Below are 21,771 nucleotides of genomic sequence, written 5' to 3'. Positions count from 1 at the left end.
GCAAAGTTGTTGGGGAGTGCACTGGTCAGGTAACCACCACCCAGGGAGTGCGACCCCCATCAAAACGGGCCCAAAAGCCCCTGGCGGTCGGAGGCCGAGTATAGACAGTTAGGCAACTAATGACAACGCGCACTCCTCACCCTAATAGCGCATTGCGCTGGCGGCATAAAAGGCGTAAATGGCAGGTAATTTCGAGGAAAAAGTACGGTTAAAGCCTTCTGGAGCAAGACTTTAGGCAAATTGACATCTGAATTTATCTCACTATAGTGGTGCGGGCCCTGCGTGGGGGGTCTGTCTGATGATTTGAAGCATAAATAGGAGGCCACATGGCTGACAAAAAAGCGCAGTTGATCATCGAGGGCGCAGCCCCCGTCGAGCTGCCCATTTTAACCGGCACCGTTGGTCCCGATGTTATCGACGTACGGGGCCTGACGGCCACGGGCCGTTTTACATTCGACCCAGGCTTCATGTCGACCGCCTCATGCGAGTCGAAGATCACCTATATCGACGGTGATAACGGTATCCTGCTGCACCGCGGCTACCCGATCGAACAGCTTGCTGAACAGTCGGACTACCTGGAAACCTGCTACCTGCTGCTTAATGGCGAATTGCCAACAGCTGAGCAAAAGGCCCAGTTTGTCAGCACCGTGAAGAACCACACCATGGTTCACGAGCAGTTGAAGACCTTCTTCAACGGCTTCCGTCGCGACGCCCACCCGATGGCCGTCATGTGCGGCGTAGTCGGCGCCCTGTCGGCCTTCTATCACGACTCCCTGGACATCAATAACCCGCAGCATCGCGAAATCTCCGCGATCCGCCTGGTTGCCAAGATGCCGACCCTGGCCGCAATGGTTTACAAGTACTCCATGGGTCAACCCATGATGTACCCGCGCAACGACCTGACGTACGCGGAAAACTTCCTGCACATGATGTTCAACACCCCGTGCGAGATCAAACCGATCAGCCCGGTGCTGGCCGCCGCGATGGACAAGATCTTCATCCTCCACGCCGACCACGAACAGAACGCCTCGACCTCTACCGTGCGCCTGGCGGGCTCCTCGGGCGCCAACCCGTTCGCCTGTATCGCCGCCGGTATCGCCGCACTGTGGGGCCCTGCCCACGGCGGTGCGAACGAAGCCGTATTGACCATGCTCGATGAAATCGGCGATGTCTCGAACATCGACAAGTTCATCGCCAAGGCCAAGGACAAGAACGATCCGTTCAAGTTGATGGGCTTCGGTCACCGGGTCTACAAGAACCGCGACCCGCGCGCCACCGTAATGAAGAAGACCTGCGACGAAGTGTTGAAGGAACTGGGCATCAAGAACGATCCACAACTCGAACTGGCCATGCGCCTGGAAGAGATCGCCCTGACCGACCCGTACTTCATCGAGCGCTCGCTGTACCCGAACGTCGACTTCTACTCGGGGATCATCCTCAAGGCGATCGGCATTCCAACCAGCATGTTCACCGTGATCTTCGCCCTGGCGCGGACCGTGGGCTGGATCTCCCACTGGAAAGAAATGCTCTCCAGCCCGTACAAGATTGGCCGTCCGCGCCAGCTGTACACCGGCTACGAGTCGCGTGACATCACCAAGCTGGAAGACCGCAAGTAAGCTGATCGCTACTTGGCCACACCGAAAACGGCCTCCTTTGATAGGGAGGCCGTTTTTATTTGTGCCGGATTTGAGAAACAGTTTTGTCGTATCTGTTACCAATAAAGGCAAAAAAAAGCCCCGATCTCACGACCGGGGCATTTTTTGGAACTGTTACAGGCTTAGTGGCTAACCGCCCCACTCGCCCCCAGGCCAGTCTGCGAACGCACAAACTGCGGGAAGTACAGCGCACGTTCCTTCTCTGCCGCCGCCGACTTGTCGGTGATGGAGAAGAACCAGATGCCGATGAACGCAATGATCATCGAGAACAGCGCCGGGTACTCGTAAGGGAAGATCGCCTTCTCATGGTGCAGGATCGAGACCCAGATGGTCGGGCCGAGGATCATCAGGCCGACGGCACTGATCAAGCCCAGCCAGCCACCAATCATCGCACCGCGGGTGGTGAGGTTTTTCCAGTACATGGAAAGCAGCAGCACCGGGAAGTTACAGCTGGCCGCAATGGAGAACGCCAGGCCCACCATGAACGCGATGTTCTGGCTTTCAAACAGGATGCCCAAGCCAATCGCCAGTACTGCCAGGGCGATGGTGGTGATCTTCGATACGCGAATCTCATCCTTCTCGTTGGCCTTGCCTTTCTTGATCACGCTGGCGTACAGGTCATGGGACACCGCCGAAGCACCCGCGAGGGTCAAACCGGCAACCACTGCCAGGATGGTGGCAAACGCCACGGCCGAGATGAAGCCCAGGAAGATACTGCCGCCCACCGCGTTGGCCAGGTGCACCGCCGCCATGTTGTTACCGCCGAGCAAGGCACCTGCAGCATCCTTGAACGCCGGGTTGGTGCTGACCAGCAGGATCGCGCCGAAGCCGATGATGAAGGTCAGGATATAGAAGTAGCCGATGAAGCCAGTGGCATACAGCACGCTCTTGCGCGCTTCCTTTGCGTCACTCACGGTGAAGAAGCGCATCAGGATGTGCGGCAGGCCGGCGGTACCGAACATCAGTGCCAGGCCGAGGGAGAACGCCGAAATCGGGTCTTTCACCAGGCCGCCCGGGCTCATGATCGCTTCACCTTTAGGGTGAACCTTGATCGCCTCGGCAAACAACATGTTGAAGTCGAAGTTGACGTGTTTCATCACCATCAGCGCCATGAACGAGGCACCGGACAGCAACAGCACTGCCTTGATGATCTGCACCCAGGTGGTCGCCAGCATGCCGCCGAACAACACATAGAGGCACATCAGGATGCCTACCAGGATCACCGCGACGTGATAATCCAGGCCGAACAGCAGCTGGATCAGCTTGCCCGCGCCAACCATCTGCGCGATCAGGTAGAACGCCACCACCACCAAAGAGCCGCACGCCGACAGGCTGCGGATCTGGGTTTGCCCCAGGCGATAGGACGCCACGTCGGCAAAGGTGTATTTGCCCAGGTTACGCAGGCGCTCGGCGATCAGGAACAGAATGATCGGCCAGCCCACCAGGAAGCCGATCGAGTAGATCAGGCCATCGTAGCCGGAGGTGAACACCAGCGCGGAAATCCCCAGGAAGGAGGCTGCCGACATGTAGTCACCGGCAATCGCCAGACCGTTCTGGAACCCGGTGATCTTGCCGCCGGCCGCATAGTAGTCGGCCGCCGACTTGTTGCGCTTGGACGCCCAGTAGGTGATGCACAAGGTCGCGCCGACGAAGGCCACGAACATCAGGATCGCTGCGATATTCAGCGGTTGTTTATGCACTTCGCCGGTCAGTGCATCGGCCGCCCAAACGGCAGGTGCAAAGGCCGAAGCGCCGAGTACAGCCAATAGACGACGGATCATTGCGCAGCCTCCTTGAGAATCGCATTGTTCAAGTCGTCGAATTCGCCGTTGGCGCGTCGTACATAGATGCCGGTGAGGACGAAGGCCGACACAATCAGCCCGACCCCGATCGGGATCCCCCACGTAATGGACGAACCGGGGCTGATCTTGGCCCCCAGTATTTGCGGCCCATAGGCAATCAGAAGAATGAAAGCGGAGTAAAGCCCAAGCATGATTGCCGAGAGAATCCAGGCGAATCTTTCCCTTTTACTAACCAGCTCCTTGAAACGCGGGCTGTTTTGAATCGAGAGGTAAATGCTGTCGTTCATTGTTTTTATCCTCGCAGCACAGCTTTTTATTATTGGAACATATCCACTGTATGCGGCTGAGGAACAGGTTCCAGACGACCTTAGTAGTAGAAGGAGTGTAGCGAGGGTTTACGGGTGTGCAGAAACAATTGTAGGAGCGAGCTTGCTCGCGAAAAACGTCAACGGTAACGCGTTCATTCTGGATGATCGCGGTGCCCTTGCGTTCTTCGCGAGCAAGCTCGCTCCTACAGTTTTAACGCCTTATTTAGCGGTCCACTCGGCGACACGTTCAGGGTGCTTGGCCACCCAGTCCTTGGCCGCCGCTTCAGGCTTGGCGCCCTCTTGGATCGCCAGCATGACTTCGCCGATTTCATCCTTGGAGGCCCACTGGAATTTCTTCAGGAACGCCACGACCTCCGGGGCTTTCTTTTCCAGGCCTTTGCTGCCGATGCTGTTGACGGTCTCAGCAGCACCATAAATTCCTTTTGGGTCGTCCAGGAAACGCAGTTTCCACTTGGCGAACATCCAGTGTGGCACCCAGCCGGTGACCGCAATGGATTCCTGTTTGTCTTCGGCACGGGTCAACTCGGCGATCATCGCCGCGCCCGAGCTGGCTTGCAGCTTGTAGTCCAGGCCATAGGCCTTGATTGCTTCGTCGGTCTTGAGCATCACACCTGAACCGGCGTCGATACCCACGATCTTGTTCTTGAAGGTGGTGTCGGTCTTGAGGTCTTCGATGGATTTGGCTTTCACGTACTCAGGCACGATCAGGCCGATCTTGGCGTCCTTGAAGTTGGGGCCGTAGTCGACCACCTTGTCCTTGTTCTTGGCCCAGTATTCACCGTGGGTCACCGGCAACCAGGCGGAGAGCATGGCGTCGAGTTTGCCGGTGGCCACGCCTTGCCACATGATCCCGGTGGCGACCGCTTGCAGTTTCACGTCATAACCGAGCTTTTGCTTGATCACTTCTGCCGCCACGTGGGTGGTGGCGACACTGTCCGACCAGCCATCCACATAGCCGATGCTCAGGGTTTTGCTGTCGGCGCTGGCCAGTGTGGAGCTCATCGCAACTACCAGAGTGGCAGCTGCGCCCAAGAGTCGTCGCATCTTCATAGTGCTTCCCCGAAAGTGCTGCGCCCGGCGGATGCCGAGCGACGTCAACCTGTTGTTATGTGGTGCACCGCGCCCCCTTCACGCGCATCGATCACGTGGGTGCCTCATCAGTGGAGGGCTGACACTTCGATCATCAACCTGCTGCCACAAGCGACCTGCTCTGACTGCGACCTCAGGTAAGCAAGAAACGACATCACATCGCCAGCAGGATGATTTGTAGGACATTCACCGACGATCCCGCCCGAACTTTGCATGTCAAAATTATGCGGCCCCACTGGGACGGCTCAAATCCGGGTAAGATGCGCGCCTTTGCCCCCAGACGGCCTGATCATGCCCGCGACTGCACGTTTCCCGCTCCTGCCCTATTTATTTGCCCTGATCCTCGGTGTGCTGGCCCTCGGCGGCTATTGGTACGGCCTTGGCCAACCGGTGGTGCTGCCGGACGTGGCCAGCGCCAGCCACAAGCTGCAATGTGCGTCCTACACGCCCTTCGACAAAGACCAGTCGCCGTTCGACCAGCCGTTCAAACTGCGCCCCGAGCGCATGGACGCCGACCTGGCGTTGCTGGCCACCCGTTTCGAATGCATTCGCACCTACTCCCAGACCGGCCTTGAAGACTTGCCGGCACTGGCGCGCAAACACGGCCTGAAGCTGATGAGCGGCGTATGGGTCAGCAGTGATCCGGTGGCCACCGCCAAGGAAGTCGAGGCACTGATCGCTTCGGCCAATGCCAACCCCGACGTCGTCACCTCGGTGATCGTCGGCAACGAAACCCTGCTGCGCAAGGAAGTCACCGCCGGGCAGTTGGTCAAGTTGATCCATCACGTCAAGGACCATATCAAGCAACCGGTCACCTATGCCGATGTGTGGGAGTTCTGGCTGCAACACCCGGAAATCGCCCCGGCCGTGGACTTCCTGACCATCCACCTGCTGCCGTACTGGGAAGATGACCCCTCGGGCATCGACCAGGCGCTCAAGCACGTGGGCGATGTGCGCCAGACCTTCGGCAACAAGTTCGCCCCCAAGGACGTGATGATCGGCGAGACCGGCTGGCCGAGCGAAGGCCGCCAGCGGGAAACGGCGGTGCCGAGCCGGGTCAACGAAGCGAAATTCATGCGCGGGTTCGTGGCCATGGCCGAAGCCAATGGCTGGCACTACAACCTGATCGAAGCCTTTGACCAGCCGTGGAAACGTGCCAGTGAAGGGGCGGTGGGTGGTTACTGGGGCCTGTTTGATGCGGATCGCCAGGACAAGGGCGTGCTCGCCGGCCCGGTGACCAATGTGCCGTACTGGCCGCTGTGGCTGGGGGTTGGCGGGATCATCCTGCTGGGCACGCTGCTGCTGGGTGGCCGCGTGCGCACGGCCCGGGCTGCGTTGTTGTTGCCATTGCTGGGCGCCGTGGCGGCCTGCTCGATCGGCACCTGGGCCGAGTTGAACCGGGTCACCGCGCGCTTCACGGATGAGTGGGTGTGGGCTGGATTGCTGGTGGCCTTGAACCTTGCGGTACTGGCTCACGCCGCCCTGGCGTTGAGTACGCGAGAAGGTTGGCGCGAACGCGCCTTCAACTGGCTGGAGCAGCGCGCTGGCTGGCTGGTGGCAATCGCCGGGTTTGCCGGTGCGGTCATGATGCTGGCGCTGGTATTTGACCCGCGTTACCGCAGCTTCCCGAGTGCCGCGCTGGTGCTGCCGGCGCTGGTGTACCTGGTGCGTCCGGTGAGCGGGCTGCGGCGGGAGATTGCGTTGCTGGCGTTCATCATCGGTGCCGGTATTGCGCCGCAGTTGTTCCGTGAAGGGGTGATGAACCAGCAGGCGTGGGGTTGGGCGGTGGTGAGCCTGCTCATGGTCGTAGCCTTGTGGCGTTGCTTGCGGGTGCGCAAGGCTTAAGACCGCTTTCGCGAGCAAGCCCGCTCCCACACTCGACCGCATTCCAAGGGATGTACTCGGTCAAATGTGGGAGCGGGCTTCCTCGCGAAGAGGCCCTGTCAGGCAACGCGAGGCTTACGGACCAACCGCAACCCCGCAATCACCACCGCAAACACCGCAAACGTCGTGTTGTACAACGCCAACGCCGGAAACCCGAACACCAGCGCCAACACCGCCAAACCCCACCCGGCCCGGCCCGGCACGAAAAACGCCAGCACCGCCGTGACCAGCGCCGCCCAGCCCAGCATCTTGAAGTGAATCATCGACCCCAGGTTGGAACGCACCTGGCATTCCCAGCGGCTGGCTTCGTCAGCGCAAATGCCCACCCAACGGCCATCCTCCATGAATCCGTAACGCGCGCCATAACTGGCGGCCAGCCAAAGCGGCAGGGCAATAAGCAACAGGATCAGCGGAAAACGGCGGGACATGGGGCACTCCGATAGGCGAAAACGGCGCCCAGCTTAATCCCCCGGTGGCCGTTGGCAAGTTTTGCAAACAGATAAGTGTTCATTAAGGCGTGCCAAAGTGTATCGTCTCGCTACTATTACCCCGATTCCGACGTTTTTTCCGACTTTTAGTGCCGAAGGCTGGCACTTCGGCAGCAACGCGGTGGTCATAGCCTGCGAACTCCACTTCAGCACGTTTTCCTCTTAGGGATTTAGTCATGCTCCGTTCCTTGCGCTGTGCGGCCCTGTTGGGCAGCCTTTTTCTGAGTGCGTCAGCACTGGCGGTCGATATCGACCAGGCCAGCTATGGCTACCCTTTGACCAACCCGTTTGAAGCGACCATCGCCACCACCCCGCCGAACCTGCGGCCGGAACTGCCATCGGACGATCAAATCAATCAGTCCGACTACACCCTGACGATGCGCCCCGAGCGCGAGTTCAGCCTGCCTGACAACTTCTGGGCGGTGAAGAAACTCACCTACCGCATCGCCAAGCAGGACCGTGCCGCACCGCTGATCTTCCTGATCGCCGGCACCGGCGCACGCTTTGACAGCACCATCAACGAATACCTGAAAAAGCTGTACTACAAGGCCGGTTACCACGTCGTCCAGCTGTCGTCCCCCACCAGCTTCGACTTCATCGCCGCCGCCTCGCGCTTCGCCACTCCCGGCATCAGCCAGGAAGACGCCGAAGACATGTACCGCGTGATGCAGGCCGTACGCGCGCAAAACCCGACGCTGCCCGTGACCGACTTCTACCTCACCGGCTACAGCCTCGGCGCCCTCGACGCAGCCTTTGTCAGCAAGCTGGATGAAACCCGTCGCAGCTTCAATTTCAAGAAAGTCCTGCTGCTGAACCCGCCGGTCAACCTCTATACCTCGATCACCAACCTCGACAAGCTGGTGCAGACCGAGGTCAAGGGCATCAACAACAGCACCACCTTCTATGAGCTGGTGTTGAACAAGCTGACCCGCTACTTCCAGCAAAAGGGCTACATCGACCTCAACGATGCCCTGCTCTACGACTTCCAGAACTCCAAGGAACACCTGACCAACGAACAAATGGCGATGCTGATCGGCACTTCGTTCCGCTTCTCGGCGGCCGACATTGCCTTCACCTCGGACCTGATCAACCGTCGCGGCCTGATCATCCCGCCCAAGTACCCGATCAGCGAAGGCACCAGCCTCACGCCGTTCCTCAAGCGTGCGCTGCAGTGCGACTTCGACTGCTACCTCACCGAACAGGTGATCCCGATGTGGCGCGCCCGTTCCGACGGCGGCAGCCTGCTGCAACTGGTTGACCAGGTCAGCCTGTATGCCCTCAAGGACTACCTGCACGACAGCCCGAAAATCGCCGTCATGCACAACGCCGACGACGTGATCCTGGGCCCTGGCGACCTTGGCTTCCTGCGTAAAACCTTCGGCGATCGCTTGACCGTCTACCCCCTGGGCGGCCATTGCGGCAACCTCAACTACCGCGTCAACGCCGACGCCATGCTGGAGTTCTTCCGTGGCTAAATATCTTCTGCTGCTCGCCGCCCTGATGTGCGCGGGCGTGGCCAATGCCGACAACAGCAAGGCCCACACGCCAACCGTAGTGGACTCCGACGGCTTCAAGGAGCCCCTGAGCCACCTCAAGTTCAACCCTGGCCTGGACCAGCGTGAGTTCGAGCGCTCGTCGGTCAACGCGCTGAATGTCTACGACCCGCTGGAGTCGTGGAACCGCCGGGTCTACCACTTCAACTACCGCTTCGACCAGTGGGTGTTCCTGCCCGTGGTGGACGGTTACCGCTATGTCACCCCTAGCTTCCTGCGTACCGGCGTCAGCAACTTCTTCAACAACCTCGGGGATGTACCCAACCTGCTGAACAGCCTGCTGCAGCTCAAGGGCCATCGTTCCCTGGAAACCACCGGCCGCCTGCTGCTCAACACCACCATCGGCATCGCCGGCCTGTGGGACCCGGCCACCGCCATGGGCCTGCCGCGCCAGAGCGAAGACTTCGGCCAGACCCTGGGCTTCTACGGTGTACCGGGCGGCGCCTACCTGGTGCTGCCGCTGTTTGGTCCGTCGAACCTGCGGGATACCACCGGCCTGCTGGTGGACTACGGCGCCGAGACCGAGATCAACTTCCTGAACGTGTCCAAGGTCAGCGAAAACCACCCGGAAATCTGGGCCCTGCGCGCCGTCGACAAGCGCTACCAGACCAGCTTCCGCTACGGCCAGATGAACTCGCCGTTCGAGTATGAAAAGGTGCGCTACGTGTACACCGAGGCGCGCAAGTTGCAGATCGCCGAGTAATGCCCCGTGTAGGCGCTGGCTTGCCAGCGCCTACATCCCCCGCCGACACCACTTACGCCACGTAAACCGCAGTTGCAGCACGGCCGCCCTGGCCATTTCCCGATCCTGCTCCGCCAATCCCGAAGGCTGTTCAAGCGCTTCAAGCATCGCAACGCTGGCCGCATCCATCAGCAACTCATTCGCCACGCTCGGTCCACCCTCCTCCAACACCGACTCCAATGCCCGCAAATAGCGATCGCGCTCAATCGCCAACGCACCCCGGCTGTCCGCCAGGCAGGCGCGCAACTCCAGCAACTCATCCCCCAGGTCCAGCCCCAGCAATCCGTTATCCCAGTGGACACGGCGATCGGCAGGCAAGGTTTCGCTGTAGCGCGACAAGCGAATCAGCCGGTCCGCCATGCGCCCGCCAAACCAGCTTTCAGCCTGCTCCAGGGGACGGGAAGTCAATTGCGCCAGGTCGAACAATGAAGCCTTGAACATCCGCCGATAGTGATGCTCGCCGGGATTGAGCTGGATCAGCCGAAACACCACCACGGCAATCCCGACACCCACCAACGTCGCGATGGCCTTGTTGAGGAACGCGGCGAAGTCATAGGTCATCACATTGCTGGGCCCGACGTTGTTGACGAAAAAGATGCAGAACGCCGAGGCCGTGGCCGCTAGCTTGAGGCGGCTCATGCACAACGAGGCGAAAAACAGCGGCACTCCCAACGCCAGGCATAACAGGGGAAAGCCATCGAAGCCGGGCAACAGCACGAAGCACACAAAACCGGCCACCGGGATCGACAGCGCTATGCCCTTGAGGAAATTCAGGCTGGAGGCCGACGGGTTTTCCCGCGCTGCAAACAGGCTCAACACCACGCCACAAATCGATACCGCGCCCAAACCCGAAGGCCATGCCGTAAAGATCCAGAACGCCGCGACCGCCAGAAACGCCAACGCACTGCGCAGCCCGCCAAGCACCCCCTGCTCGATATCCCGGTGCCAGGACATCGCCCCCGGTGCGCCGGGCGGCACCCTGCCCTGCTCGACCGCCGACAGCGTCAATGCACCCCGCTCAATCAAGCGCAACACCTGCGCCAGTTGCACCAGGCAAAAGTGCGCCTCCTGGCCAAGCTGCGGATCCTGCAACGCCAGGCCAAGCCGTTGTGACAACTCGGGCAGTTCATCAAGACGCTCCTGCTGCAACGCCGAAGCCACCGCTTCAATCAGTGGCCCGACCGCCGCCGTTTCATCGAGCATCATCCGCTGTCGCGCCACGCCCCGCGCCGCCCGCAGCAGGCTAAGCAGATCACGGCTGAGCACCCGCAAGGCCTGGGAGCGGCGCCGGCCCTTGGGCCCTTCAAACCAGACATGGTCGCGCTGGCTGTCCACCGCCACCAGGCGGCTCAATGCTTCGAGCAAGCCTTTACGCTGGTCGGTACCCAACAGCTCCGAAGCGGCAGCCCGCACCCCGGCCTGCCAGGCGGCGCGCGCCTGAACCGCCAGCACCTGCTCGACCCGGCGCGGCCACAGAATCGTACTGGCGATGGAGGCACAAAGAATCCCCAGGCTGATCTCCTGGCAGCGTGCCACCGCCTCATCGAACACTCCCAGCGGTGCCGCCGTAGCGGGCAGCGCAATAATCGCCGTGGTGTAACCCGCCAGCACAAACCCATAGGACGCATGATTGCGCAGCAAGGATGCCCCCGTGGTGCAGAACGCCAGCCACAGCGCCATGCACAGCAGGAACAGCAGCGGCGCCTGGCCAAATACACCGATCATCGCGATGGAAACCATGGCCCCGACAAACGTACCCACCAGCCGATAGGCGCCTTTGGCCAGGACCATGCCGCTGGTGGACTGGCCCACGATAAATACGGTGGTCAGGGCCCATTGCGGTTGCTGCAAGTCAAAACAGAAGGCCAGGTACAACGCGACCCCGCCGGCGATCATGTTGCGCAAGGCAAACAGCAGATCGCTACGGGACGGGGTCAACGTCGCCTGCCAGAAATCAGGGAGCTGGAAGGTGGAGGATTTCATTAAACCCACATATAGATAGCAAGCTAATGATTAGCATCGTATCTATATTTGTGGCGAATGCCAATCTCAGGCTATTTGACCAGGCGCTTTTCCTTGGATGGCCTGTAGCCAAAGTAGGCGCTGTAGCACTTGCTGAAATGGCTCGGCGAGACAAACCCGCAAGCCACCAGCACATCCACCTGGGACAGCTCGGTGTGTTGCAGCAGCCGACGGGCCTCGGTGATGCGCAGTTCCAGGTAATAACGCTGGGGCGTGGTGCCAAGCTGCTCCTTGAACAAACGCTCCAACTGGCGTCGGGAACGGCCCGCATAAACGGCCAGTTGCTCAAGCTCCAGAGGCTCTTCGAGGTTGGCGTCCATCAGGTTGACCACCTCGCGCAGGGGTGCGCTCAAGCACACGTTTTCCGTGGGTTTCACCCGCCGGTAGCGCGACTCCTCAAACGCCAGGATGTCCTCGATCCCCTCCACCAGCGCTTTGCCGTACAGCCCCTTGATCCAGTCCAGCGCCATATGAAACGCCCCGGACGGGCTCGACGCCGTCAGCCGGTCGCGATCAATCACATAGGGTTCGCTGCTGACCTGCGTCGCCTTGCAGAAATCAGCGAGGGCCGGGCGATGTTCCGGGTGCACGGCGCAGCGGTAGCCGCCCAGCAATCCCGCACGCCCCAGGAACCACGCACCATTCCACAAACCGGCCAGGCTCACACCCTGCTCCGAGGCGCTTTTCAGCAGGTGGATAAACTCCTCCGCAGCCTTCAGTTCAGTGCGATAGCCACCGCATATCACCAACAGGTCCAACGCTTTAAGCACCGAAGACTCAAGCCGCGCATCGGGCCGGATCACCAGCCCCAGGTCACTGATCACCTCGCCTTCCCGCAAGCCGAAGGTCGAGGTAGAAAAAGAAGCGGGCCGCAGCAGGTTGGCGGTGATCAGTGTATCCAGCGCCTGGGTAAACGCCGGCAGCGAAAAATGTTCGAGCAACACAAATCCCGCACGCACCGTCTGACGGGCCTCGCCGGGATTTTCATTCAGGTAGCGGAGGTTTTTGCCTTTCATGCCCCCGCTGAATTGCCGTCGCTCGATCAAATGCCTATGCCCTCACACGCTTCCAGAGGTTACCCACCACGCTGACCACCGCCAACACCACGGCCCCGGCAATGATCCCCGCCACGGCATTGAGCAACGTCGGCATCAACCACGCCAGGCCGCCAGTACTCTGGCTCACGGTCTCGATCCAGTGATGCACCACCGGCACACCATGGGTCAGGATGCCACCGCCGACCATGAACATCGCCGCCGTACCGATCACCGACAGGCTTTTCATCATGTACGGCGCCGCCCGCAGGATCGCCCCGCCAATGCTGCGCGCCGCCTGGCCGGGCTTCTGGGTGAGCCACAGGCCCAGGTCATCGAGCTTGACGATACCGGCCACCAAGCCGTAGACGCCGATGGTCATGACGATGGCGATACCCGACAACACGATCACTTGCTGCATCAGCGGTGCATCGGCCACGGTACCGAGGGTGATGGCGATGATTTCGGCGGAGAAAACGTTTAAGCCACCGAAAATATGCCCAATTCAAGGTACTTCGGGGGCTTCAGCTTAATATGTCCCTGTGCAGATAGCGAAACTGCACAAAGCCTTTGCAGCCTCCTCGAACTAACTCGGTAGGTCGCTGCGCTCAGAGACGCAGAACCATTACAAGATGCAATCACTTGACATCCGTACGTCTCAACTCAAGCACACAGAAAATCGTAAGTATTAAACGGGAGGCAGGTGATACGCACCTCGAGAGCAACGAGCCCCATTGCAAGACTTAAAATTAAGAGCAGAATTTTTTCAAGACCCGGAAATTCGAGTATCACCCAAGGGCAAAACCTCGGAATGGGATGTCCCCCCCTTATTTTTCAACCAGGTCTGGACTAATCGCACCAAAAATCGCAACGATTTACACGCTATATGCTGAACCTGTCGCCGCGACATTGAAATCCAAGAATGATGTAAGACTAGTCAATTTACTAAATATATCGCTATAGCATATACAATAAGATAAACTCCCAATCCACCTTTATCAAAGCTAGCTTACGGAGCTTTAAGCAATGCTCGTTTATGACCCACTAGATAAAACAGTGCGGGCCTGGTTTCATGCAGAAATCGAAGGTCCGTGCTTCGTCGCGACCATCACTTCCTTGGAAACCGGAGAGTCGAACCGAGCAGCGCTGCTGGAGTGTGCCTATACCCTTTATCGATACTTACTCTTCGCAAAGGGTGTAGAAATTAAGCATATACAAATGATGTGCCCGCCCTCGGTCAGCGGGAGGAGTCATTGGGTTTTAGAAGATTTGGTCAGTGTAACGATTGTTGAGGGGCTTGAATCACCAGGTAGCGCAGTCATGTATCGCACCAGTGAGTCGATGTACAAAATCGGAGAACTGGACCTGAGGAAAAAAAAGCGATCTCGGATTATCTATAGGGCCCAGCATCTTCAAGATCACGATTCAAAACCGAATCCTCAACGCCTAGCCTCGGGACTACTGCAGCTTTACGGCCCAATGCAGTAACACAGAGTGAACATCCCAACGGAACAAGCAATAACTACCCAGCCCCCTGCAAAAATCTCTATAGCGTATAGAGATTTTCGCTCAAGCAAGGCCTTATCGTTCCTTTTGCGGGAAAGCAAATGGAACTCAAAGAATCATTTGGAGAAACGGTCAAATCCATCCGTCGAGACAAGGGCCTTCCTCAGGGCGCGATAGGCACTAACCAAGGCTATATCAGTGAGGTTGAGGGCGGACTGAAGGCTCCAACACTGCCAAAAATAGTGGAGATTGCCAAAAACTTGGAGATCCATCCGCTCACACTACTGACTGCTGCTTACGAAAAAATGGGACCAGACAGTGCGGAGCAACTTCTAGCCAAGGTTGCATCTGAACTCAAAGGACTAAAAAAAATGCACCGCGGTTGATATTCATGTTCCAGGCAGTAGTACAGCAGTGCGCTACCGACCTACCAGGCTTTCGCTGAAAAACACTTTCACGCGCTCGGTGCACCGTATCAATGTTTCCCCGCGAGTACTCCCAAAGGCTCGAAGTCTGGACCATGGGCCAATGCTGCGTCCAGAAACCTATGAGCGGACTTCAAAGACCTCTTCGATAGCAAGCAGTGAGCGTTGACCTCATGTGAATTCTTAAAACGCCACTTGATGGCTTTATCCTTCCGCTTTCCTTTCATGGGGTCCTCGAGCGATTATTTTATAGGCAGGTATATTGTTGCCATGCACGTACCTGCTATGTAAAGCAAAATTAGCGCAATGACAACATAGAGTATGTCGCCAGTTTAAAGAATGGATAAATTAAAGCAAGCAGCGACACCTATATATCTTCGTCGATTTCCATTACCTGACAATAGAGGTGGCGATACAACATACTCAATCAGGTTGCAGCATACAGCAAAACATTTAAATTCCGAATACCAAACAATTAAAAAGCACTATAAAAAGCTGCCTCAAGCGTGCCTTAAACAGCCTTAACCGAAATCAACTCGAAATATTTGAACTTCAATTTTTTTGCTTCTTTTTTAGCCTCTAGCTCGGCAACCAACGAACTTAGAGTATTAACATCATAAACAAATAATTCCGCACTGCCTTCGAATTCCTTTGTAACGCTGAGCGTAACTCGTAACTTTTGAGACAAAAGCTTGGCTGGTTTTCGTGGCGCAGAGTGAGGCTTGGATGTTACCTCCTCGGTTGATTGTGGCTCAGGTGACGACGTAGGAACTGATTGATTAGGCGAGCCGAATAGGGCTCGACGCATTTCCTCTTCACTCAGCTTTATACTCATATTGTGTATCTCATCGTATTTAGAAATCGGTTTGAAAAACACTATAAGCCAGCGACAGCGGTGCGTTGCACAAGGTAAGTACGACAACCACTCTTGTTGAAATATTAAATATTCGCATGTGCTCGCTGTATTCGCAGATGATCTCAAGTCATATGGACAAACGTTATCTTACTAGAAGTATCATCCCGGCATAGTAAATAGGTTCCTGGGAGCCCCATCAAAAAAATGCACGCCAGTCGTCTGTCGACAACTTCGAGGTCAACGCGCACGCTTAGGAGTTTTACGCACGTCCTGAATGCCAATATCTGCATACCTTACAGGCATACACTCTCAATGCTCAAGGTGCTCAAGGTGCTCACGCGACTGACTCACCCACCAATAGCCGCCTCTCGACCGCAAATGCGCGCTCACTCAAGAGTCGCATCGTACTTATTTGAATTATTTTGGGCTGCAGACGGGAGAAAGCAACAATAAAGGTGCAACGATCTTCCGTTTACCAGTCTCCTTGATTATGCTGGCCCTTAGCTACAACACCTGAAAACCTAAGCGTCACTCACAATAAAACTGCACAGGGATGTTTATAGTGAAGTTCGATCTTAGACTCGCAATCAATAGTATTTCCGATGTAGTCATGAATCGACCCGCTCCGCTGCGAGAGTTCGACCAAATTTACATGAAGGTCGCCGACATGGTTGTCCAAGCGGAATACGTTGCGCGGGTGTTCGACGGCAAGAAAGTCATTTTCGTGGGAGACGGAGACGGAATCGCGCTTTCTGCAGCCCACCTGAAGGCACAAAAGGTTGTCGACTATGGCCCGTCCTCTATCACACTACTCGACTTTGACGAGCGTATCGTCAACTCGGTCCTGCGTTTTGGCGAAAAGCTGGCTCCTGACGTCCACATAACGGCTCAGCTTTACAATGTGGCTGATCCCCTACCTGAAGAGCACTTCGGTGCCTACGATGGTTTCCATATCAATCCGCCCTGGGGCGCGAGTAACGCTGGCCAAAGCGTGACCGCATTCTTGGAACGTGGCAGTCAGGCAACCCATCAAAAAGGTTTGGGCATCGTGGTAATCGCAGATGATCCCGATCTTCCGTGGACACAAGAAGTTCTCCGAGACACCCAAAAAAGAGCCATTGACTTGGGGTACGTCGTATCGGAAATGCTTCCCCAACTTCATCTTTACCACTTGGATGATGCCCCCGACTTACGTTCCTGCTCTTGCCTGTTTCGGCGGGTGCGGCCAGATTTGATGGAGACGGTTTCAAAACGACTGTCGACTGACCGGTTACGCAATTTTTATGGAAACAACAATCCTCTCACGTATAAATACGTGAGAGAAAAACCAAGTCTTAATGTCAATCGTGAAGCCGAACAGCGCTATTCACTTGAACACTACAAGGAGGTTCCAGATGCCTAATCCCCTGATTGATGGACAAGGTGTGATCTTCATGAAGGTAGGCCTCCATGCATCGGAGACTCTGGAAGATATCGTAAAAAGAAAGCAGCAGGAGTTTGAAGCTTCGGGTTCAATTTTCTGGGGATATGGCGGCAGCTCTTGCCATCCGCGCACCATGGTTCAACCGTTTGGACGAACGATGCAAGACGCTGGCAAGCATCTGCTTATCATAATGAATGAGATGAATTCAAAACACACGGCTCCGCCTGTAGCAGCTTCTGAATATTCAGAGGATGGTGTCGATTGGACTGCTGTACCTAAAGGAATTGAAGTACGCGGCTCGCGCTTTGCCTTGGTCCTAGACGAACTCAAAGTCGAAGAATTCGAAGTTGACCTCAATGCATTTGAGGTAGGTCTCGGGCAGTCCCGAGGAAAAATTGCCGCTGAGTACCTGAAGGGCCAAAACGATAAAGGCTGCCTGATTTATCACGAACCTCATATTCCGCCTCCCCCTGAGCAGCGGATAATTAAACAGATTGGTCTAATTGCAAGGGTAAAACCCCCGTACGCAGTCTTTTTAAGGGATTGAACGGAGAAATCACGGATGGGAAAAATCATCTATTTGACGGGCGCACCAGCCACCGGAAAATCCACATTGACCCGAAACTTGGCCGAAAAAGCGGACCAGGTAATGGTTTTTACCTACAGCAAGGAGCTTGCGAGGATCGTTTCGTCACGTGTGGGGGCCATTGACCAGAAGGACTTGCGCGAACAATCGGCCAAGTTGATCACTCGTGATGATGTGGAGGCGGTAGATGCCGAACTTGTACAACTGGCACAGCGATTCAAAAACCAAAACGGCTTCCTGATCATTGATTCGCACCCCGTGACGATAGAGAGTTTCGGCTTTCGGGTGACCCCTTTCACGAAGGAGATGCTGAGACAGCTGGCACCTGACGTAATCACCTGCTTATACGCCGATGCGCACACCCTGGCCAATCGTATCCAAGCAGATGCTGCAGGTCGTCCATTGCCGACCAAAACAGAGCTGGAGCGACATGTCGATCTTCAATGCAATCTGGCATCTGTGTATGCGTTTGAGACCGGCGCGTCGCTCTATTATCTTGACGCAGCCAGGGCGGAGGGAGAGCTGTTGGAAAACTTCATGCAGGTTTCCCGAATACCCCGCTCAATCTACTCAGACAGCGGCAGCTAAGGCGCAATCGGTACCGAACAGATCGAGGGTGTATGGAGCAATTAAGCCTGGCTTGCGCTTTCCACGCAGCAGCGAAACGAGGCGCCCCCAATCCTCAAGATTGCCATTCAATGATACTTCGCCAATGGACAAGACATCCCGAGGCGACAACAGCGTAGGGTCAGCCAACTGCACCGAGTAAGGCGCCTCCATATGGGCAACAAAACTCACGTCATATTTTTTAGCAACATTACCGCTGAGAGCAAACTCGGCATTTCGTACAACGGCAGTCACCTGAGACGCGCCTAGTGGCTTGTCGCTGGAGAAGTTTCTCAAACAAGCCGCAGTCACTTGCAGGTCCGTCCCCCTCCCCAGGCTATCAGTAGATTTACATACCAACGCATAGTGACTTGACTTGCGTCTACCCGAAGGCAAATCGGCGCGACTCGTAATCAAGACGTGGTCTGGAAGTGGCAGTGAATTGCCTTTGTTGTCAATCCAACTGTTCCAAACGAAAACATCTCCCGGGGTAACATCGATGCGCTTGGCCTTGCTGGACATCGGCGAAAACAACACCTTCATCTGCTCATCCATCGACATCGCCGCATCTCGGGCATTCTCACCCATGGATTGACCTATACCCCAGAAAAACAAGCCACTACCCAGCTGACGCTCCCAGTCCTTGCGACGGATAATCAAATCAAGGCTTTCGCCTGATTCAACTCCCATTTTGGTCCAACAAAAAGTGGCAGGAATCATCAGTGGGGTACCAGGAGTATTTTAACGGCGCTAAGGGTACCAAACTCTAATTCACTTTGAAAATGAATTCACCTATAGTGAATATCATGAATAACATTGAAATCCAAGCGTCATACTCCAAGCTTGTCGAAGCGCTGAAACAAGATAGTCGTAGTGATGCCGAAATTGCTAGGAAAAGCGGGGTTTCACAACCGACGGTATGGCGTTTGCGCAGCGGCCAGCACTCCCGACTCCGATTCAGTGGCCAATTCAATAAGCTATATAAATTCTATGGCCTAAGTGAATTGAGAAGCCCCCCTGAAGAAGCTTCTATGGAGGAGCAACTCAAGAGTGCCATAATGACATTATGGGATGGTTCGGATGCACATGCCCGGGCGTTGATCAAGGTTATCCGGAGTCTGAAAGGGCTGAGTACGCGACAGCCTGATCATTCTGCCAAGCTAACCGCTGAAGGAGGTCGAAATGCCGGCCACACAAATTGACCGTATTTTTGGCGCACTGGAGTCCGCAGGTTACCCGCGGGACTTCCAGCAATCACTGTTGCCTGAATGGGTCACCAGCGAGATGCTACAGGACCAAGGTGCGACGCTTGAAGTGGCGTCTATCTTAGCGAAGCGATTGGGGTTGAGGGTTGCTCCTTTATTCTCCGATAACCCTGGCCTTGAGACGCTGCATCGACGAGATACGAAGTACAAACGATCCATTCCGAACAAATCCAAAAATCTCAGTGCTGCTACATCCTTGGCAATGTTTGTTGCCGAATCAGTTGCCTACTCAACCCCTTTCAGCTACACCCCCTTCCCTACAGATCCGCTGGAGCTTCGCGCAGAGATCCTGGGCACTGAGGGCGGCAATTGGCTAGGGCTGCGCAACCTGCTTCAAGCATGCTGGCGACATGGAGTACCTGTGATCTACTTGGATCATGTCGGGGACGGCCTGCCCAAAATGGATGGCATGGTGACCTTAATAGACGGTCGGCCGATCATTATCCTTTCAAAGAAAAGCACGTCCTGGGCTTGGCAACTGTTCATCATCGCCCACGAAATCGGACATTGCGCTCTGGGCCATATCGAACCAGACGAAATCCTGATTGATGAAGCGTTAGGGGAACAGTCGTATGCACTCGACGACCCTGATGAAGAAGAACAAGCCGCCGATCGATTTGCAATTACCCTGCTGAACGGAAGGGAAAATGCGACCTACGGCTCCGGCACCGCCAACATGTCGGCACGGGGGTTGGTAGAGGCTTCGGTCAACTATGGAAAAGCGAATCACGTGGATCCTGGTCATGTCGTGCTCAATTTCGCCAAGCACAACAATGCATGGCCGTTGGGCATGGCGGCGATAAAGATGCTCCAGGCAGGAGCTGCGCCTGCAGGAGCGGTAGTAAACGACCTGCTTTGGCGATGCATACGTGCAGATGTCCTTCCCGATGACACTACTGCACTGCTGCGCCGTGTGGCGCCAGCCGAATAGGATTTCGTATGGCGCTCAAACTCTTCGTAGACAATGACGTGATTTTGAAGCTGGCGCAGTATGGGCTGCTACATCGATTACTAGAACTATTCAGCGCACCAACCGGAACTACAGAGATCTTCGTACTAGACTCCGCCCGGTACAAACTTCTGCCCAAGCGTGGCCCACTTGAGTTGTGCAAAACAGAAAGTGCAGCGGCACAAATAACAGCCTTTCTGGACAGTGCAACAAAACTAACACCTGAGGCGATCGACCTTGAACTCGTTGAAGTGTTGAACGCAGCACCAGGCATCGACCCAGGTGAAGCCCTGCTGTTCGCCGGCGCAGCAAACAGTGAAGAAGGTAGAGTTTTAACCGGAGACAAGCGGGCTTTGTTAGGACTAGCAGAACAGGACCTTGAGCAGATCAGTCCACTGCTGAGCAACAAGGTCATAACGCTGGAGGCGTTGATTCAGGGGTTCGTTCGGCTCGACCACCACACCACTCAACATTGCATCAGAACCAACCCGCGCGTGGATAAAGCGCTGACAAACGTGTTTGGCGTATCTATAGCCGCTGCTGAAGAAAGCATTCATGCCGGCCTCGCCTCCTACGTCGGCCACGTACGAAAAGCTTTAGGACCTATCCTAAGCAGTGGCCCTCCTTTCGATTGACGCCGCCTTTATCTTTTTCCGATGGGAGTTTGCCTGTGGTACCCACTTACTAGCGTTGTGAGCGGTAATATGGCCAAAATCAAAACTTCTCGCTGGCGTTACAAACACCTTCGGCGCGGTTCGCCATCTGCAAGAAATACAACCTTCAGCTGTAGCCCAGTTCGTCGGCGGTGCAACTCACGACGGCACACTTCCATTGCACGCGCAGCCTAAGCTGCTTGGGCTACACCTAATCACTGTGGCTCGATCAACACAAAAGTTTGATCAGGCACCACTTCATAGGCGCTGGCAGCCAACCTTGCTGAATTCGGGATTTACGCCAAAGCTTTTTTTCAACTTTGATAGCTGTTGCCATTTGCTTTTGAGCGATGCGGCGCGTCTTCGCCCCAGGGATTCTCCCGACTGATGCCACATAAGTGTTAGTACTACGATCGCGGCGGGCGGCTCGGGCGATTGCTACCAAGAATCCATGATCGATGACAAGAGGCAGCGCAAAATGCCCGCCTGACCCGCTTGCTGATGGAATATTGGTCACATCCGCGAACTGCACTTTTGATTTAGCATAATTTAGGCGTTTCGCAGTAAACTTGAAACAGGCAGAGTCAGTGAGCACGAACAAGCTGTAGATAGCATGTTCTGGTAATGGACCACTTTCAATAAATTTAATTAGATCATGCATCGTCCGAGACTGCTCTAGCACAAAGGCAAGCCAAGGTTTTACATAAAAATCCCCACCGGCCGCTGCTGCGGCGATAAGCGGTGATTTTCCAAACTGGACAGACGCATTAACTGGTTGAACTATCTTCTTGGCCTTTTCCCTAGTCACCGCACCGCCAAAGGTCAAACGACTATCGGCAGAGAGAGAGTGGGTATCCCATACGATCGTTGTCATACTAAACGTGAACATCCATAAATTTTAGTG

Annotated in this window: 21 protein-coding genes and 1 pseudogene; 12 read left to right on the top strand and 10 right to left on the bottom strand. The window is 56.1% G+C overall.

The genetic code is table 11. The features are described from left to right. Positions 1 to 326 precede the first annotated feature (326 nt). The gene (gene gltA / locus A462_RS20540) at positions 327 to 1,616 is read left to right on the top strand and encodes a citrate synthase (RefSeq protein WP_003210575.1); all 1,290 of its coding nucleotides are present in this window, start codon (positions 327 to 329) and stop codon (positions 1,614 to 1,616) included. A gap of 161 nt (positions 1,617 to 1,777) precedes the next feature. Here the strand turns inward: gltA and A462_RS20545 are convergent, their stop codons facing one another. From A462_RS20545 to A462_RS20555, 3 genes are all read right to left on the bottom strand, one after another. Next, on the bottom strand, positions 1,778 to 3,436 hold the full coding sequence (locus A462_RS20545) for a cation acetate symporter (protein WP_003210576.1): 1,659 nt from the start codon (positions 3,434 to 3,436) through the stop codon (positions 1,778 to 1,780). Then, the gene (locus A462_RS20550; RefSeq protein WP_003210577.1) at positions 3,433 to 3,744 is read right to left on the bottom strand and encodes a DUF485 domain-containing protein; all 312 of its coding nucleotides are present in this window, start codon (positions 3,742 to 3,744) and stop codon (positions 3,433 to 3,435) included. The genes A462_RS20545 and A462_RS20550 overlap by 4 nt, the downstream gene beginning before the upstream one ends. 240 nt (positions 3,745 to 3,984) lie before the next feature. Next, positions 3,985 to 4,836, bottom strand: a complete 852-nt coding sequence (locus A462_RS20555; protein ID WP_008433997.1) for a glycine betaine ABC transporter substrate-binding protein — start codon at positions 4,834 to 4,836, stop codon at positions 3,985 to 3,987. A 330-nt stretch (positions 4,837 to 5,166) separates the two neighbouring features. Between A462_RS20555 and A462_RS20560 the strand changes: the two genes are divergently transcribed. Further along, positions 5,167 to 6,720: a glycoside hydrolase family 17 protein gene (locus A462_RS20560; protein ID WP_032899244.1), complete on the top strand. Its 1,554-nt coding sequence runs from the start codon at positions 5,167 to 5,169 to the stop codon at positions 6,718 to 6,720. Between the two features lie 98 nt (positions 6,721 to 6,818). Here A462_RS20560 and A462_RS20565 read toward each other — a convergent pair whose 3' ends face one another. Beyond that, the gene (locus A462_RS20565; RefSeq protein WP_008433995.1) at positions 6,819 to 7,187 is read right to left on the bottom strand and encodes a hypothetical protein; all 369 of its coding nucleotides are present in this window, start codon (positions 7,185 to 7,187) and stop codon (positions 6,819 to 6,821) included. A gap of 236 nt (positions 7,188 to 7,423) precedes the next feature. On the opposite strand from A462_RS20565, the gene A462_RS20570 reads away from it, so the two are divergent. Together A462_RS20570 and A462_RS20575 are read left to right on the top strand one after the other, a co-directional pair. After that, entirely contained in the window at positions 7,424 to 8,722 is a 1,299-nt protein-coding gene (locus tag A462_RS20570; protein WP_003210581.1) for a hypothetical protein, read from the top strand. After that, a complete protein-coding gene (locus A462_RS20575; RefSeq protein ID WP_003210582.1) occupies positions 8,715 to 9,503 on the top strand; it encodes an MlaA family lipoprotein in 789 nt (262 codons plus the stop codon). The genes A462_RS20570 and A462_RS20575 overlap by 8 nt, the downstream gene beginning before the upstream one ends. A 30-nt stretch (positions 9,504 to 9,533) precedes the next feature. On the opposite strand, the gene A462_RS20580 is transcribed toward A462_RS20575, so the two are convergent. The 3 genes and pseudogenes from A462_RS20580 to A462_RS20590 form a co-directional block, all read right to left on the bottom strand. Beyond that, positions 9,534 to 11,525 carry an FUSC family protein gene (locus A462_RS20580; protein WP_008433994.1) on the bottom strand — a complete coding sequence of 664 codons (1,992 nt, stop codon included), beginning with the start codon at positions 11,523 to 11,525 and terminating at the stop codon, positions 9,534 to 9,536. 71 nt (positions 11,526 to 11,596) lie between these two features. Next, positions 11,597 to 12,580, bottom strand: a complete 984-nt coding sequence (locus A462_RS20585; protein ID WP_008433993.1) for a GlxA family transcriptional regulator — start codon at positions 12,578 to 12,580, stop codon at positions 11,597 to 11,599. A gap of 34 nt (positions 12,581 to 12,614) precedes the next feature. Then, positions 12,615 to 13,076: pseudogene (locus A462_RS20590) on the bottom strand (DUF808 family protein); the annotation flags it as partial. A 548-nt stretch (positions 13,077 to 13,624) separates the two neighbouring features. Between A462_RS20590 and A462_RS20595 the strand changes: the two are divergent. Continuing rightward, entirely contained in the window at positions 13,625 to 14,086 is a 462-nt protein-coding gene (locus A462_RS20595) for a hypothetical protein (RefSeq protein ID WP_008433988.1), read from the top strand. A gap of 119 nt (positions 14,087 to 14,205) precedes the next feature. Next, complete coding sequence (locus tag A462_RS20600) at positions 14,206 to 14,490, top strand: helix-turn-helix domain-containing protein (protein WP_008433987.1); 285 nt, start codon at positions 14,206 to 14,208, stop codon at positions 14,488 to 14,490. 550 nt (positions 14,491 to 15,040) lie between these two features. Here the strand turns inward: A462_RS20600 and A462_RS33300 are convergent. Then, positions 15,041 to 15,364, bottom strand: coding sequence for a hypothetical protein (locus A462_RS33300; RefSeq protein ID WP_083853200.1), 324 nt, complete (start codon positions 15,362 to 15,364; stop codon positions 15,041 to 15,043). A gap of 574 nt (positions 15,365 to 15,938) precedes the next feature. Here A462_RS33300 and A462_RS20605 point away from each other — a divergent pair. From A462_RS20605 to A462_RS20615, 3 genes are read left to right on the top strand one after another with little or no spacing between them, the layout of a single operon-like run. After that, positions 15,939 to 16,787, top strand: coding sequence for a bis-aminopropyl spermidine synthase family protein (locus A462_RS20605; RefSeq protein WP_008433985.1), 849 nt, complete (start codon positions 15,939 to 15,941; stop codon positions 16,785 to 16,787). Further along, positions 16,780 to 17,355, top strand: a complete 576-nt coding sequence (locus A462_RS20610) for a hypothetical protein (protein ID WP_008433983.1) — start codon at positions 16,780 to 16,782, stop codon at positions 17,353 to 17,355. Before A462_RS20605 ends, A462_RS20610 begins: the two co-directional genes overlap by 8 nt. Before the next feature lie 15 nt (positions 17,356 to 17,370). After that, complete coding sequence (locus A462_RS20615) at positions 17,371 to 17,982, top strand: ATP-binding protein (protein ID WP_008433981.1); 612 nt, start codon at positions 17,371 to 17,373, stop codon at positions 17,980 to 17,982. On the opposite strand, the gene A462_RS20620 is transcribed toward A462_RS20615, so the two are convergent. After that, positions 17,965 to 18,720, bottom strand: coding sequence for a hypothetical protein (locus A462_RS20620; RefSeq protein ID WP_008433979.1), 756 nt, complete (start codon positions 18,718 to 18,720; stop codon positions 17,965 to 17,967). The two genes, A462_RS20615 and A462_RS20620, sit on opposite strands and share 18 nt — an antisense overlap. A gap of 86 nt (positions 18,721 to 18,806) precedes the next feature. On the opposite strand from A462_RS20620, the gene A462_RS33295 reads away from it, so the two are divergent. Genes A462_RS33295 through A462_RS20630 form a run of 3 tightly spaced genes read left to right on the top strand, consistent with a single transcriptional unit; the run spans position 18,807 to position 20,849 of the window. Then, positions 18,807 to 19,202 carry an AsnC family protein gene (locus tag A462_RS33295; RefSeq protein WP_202948676.1) on the top strand — a complete coding sequence of 132 codons (396 nt, stop codon included), beginning with the start codon at positions 18,807 to 18,809 and terminating at the stop codon, positions 19,200 to 19,202. After that, complete coding sequence (locus tag A462_RS20625) at positions 19,183 to 20,196, top strand: ImmA/IrrE family metallo-endopeptidase (protein ID WP_008433977.1); 1,014 nt, start codon at positions 19,183 to 19,185, stop codon at positions 20,194 to 20,196. Before A462_RS33295 ends, A462_RS20625 begins: the two co-directional genes overlap by 20 nt. 8 nt (positions 20,197 to 20,204) lie before the next feature. After that, entirely contained in the window at positions 20,205 to 20,849 is a 645-nt protein-coding gene (locus A462_RS20630; RefSeq protein ID WP_008433975.1) for a hypothetical protein, read from the top strand. Positions 20,850 to 21,096: 247 nt separating this feature from the next. Here the strand turns inward: A462_RS20630 and A462_RS34240 are convergent, their stop codons facing one another. Next, on the bottom strand, positions 21,097 to 21,741 hold the full coding sequence (locus A462_RS34240) for a hypothetical protein (RefSeq protein ID WP_157222836.1): 645 nt from the start codon (positions 21,739 to 21,741) through the stop codon (positions 21,097 to 21,099). Positions 21,742 to 21,771 lie beyond the last annotated feature (30 nt).

The organism is Pseudomonas sp. Ag1 (genome assembly GCF_000278565.1).
In the GTDB taxonomy this organism is placed as follows: Bacteria; Pseudomonadota; Gammaproteobacteria; order Pseudomonadales; family Pseudomonadaceae; genus Aquipseudomonas.
The sequence above is the reverse complement of the archived record's forward strand: the minus strand, read 5'-3'. Positions and strand labels throughout refer to the sequence as shown.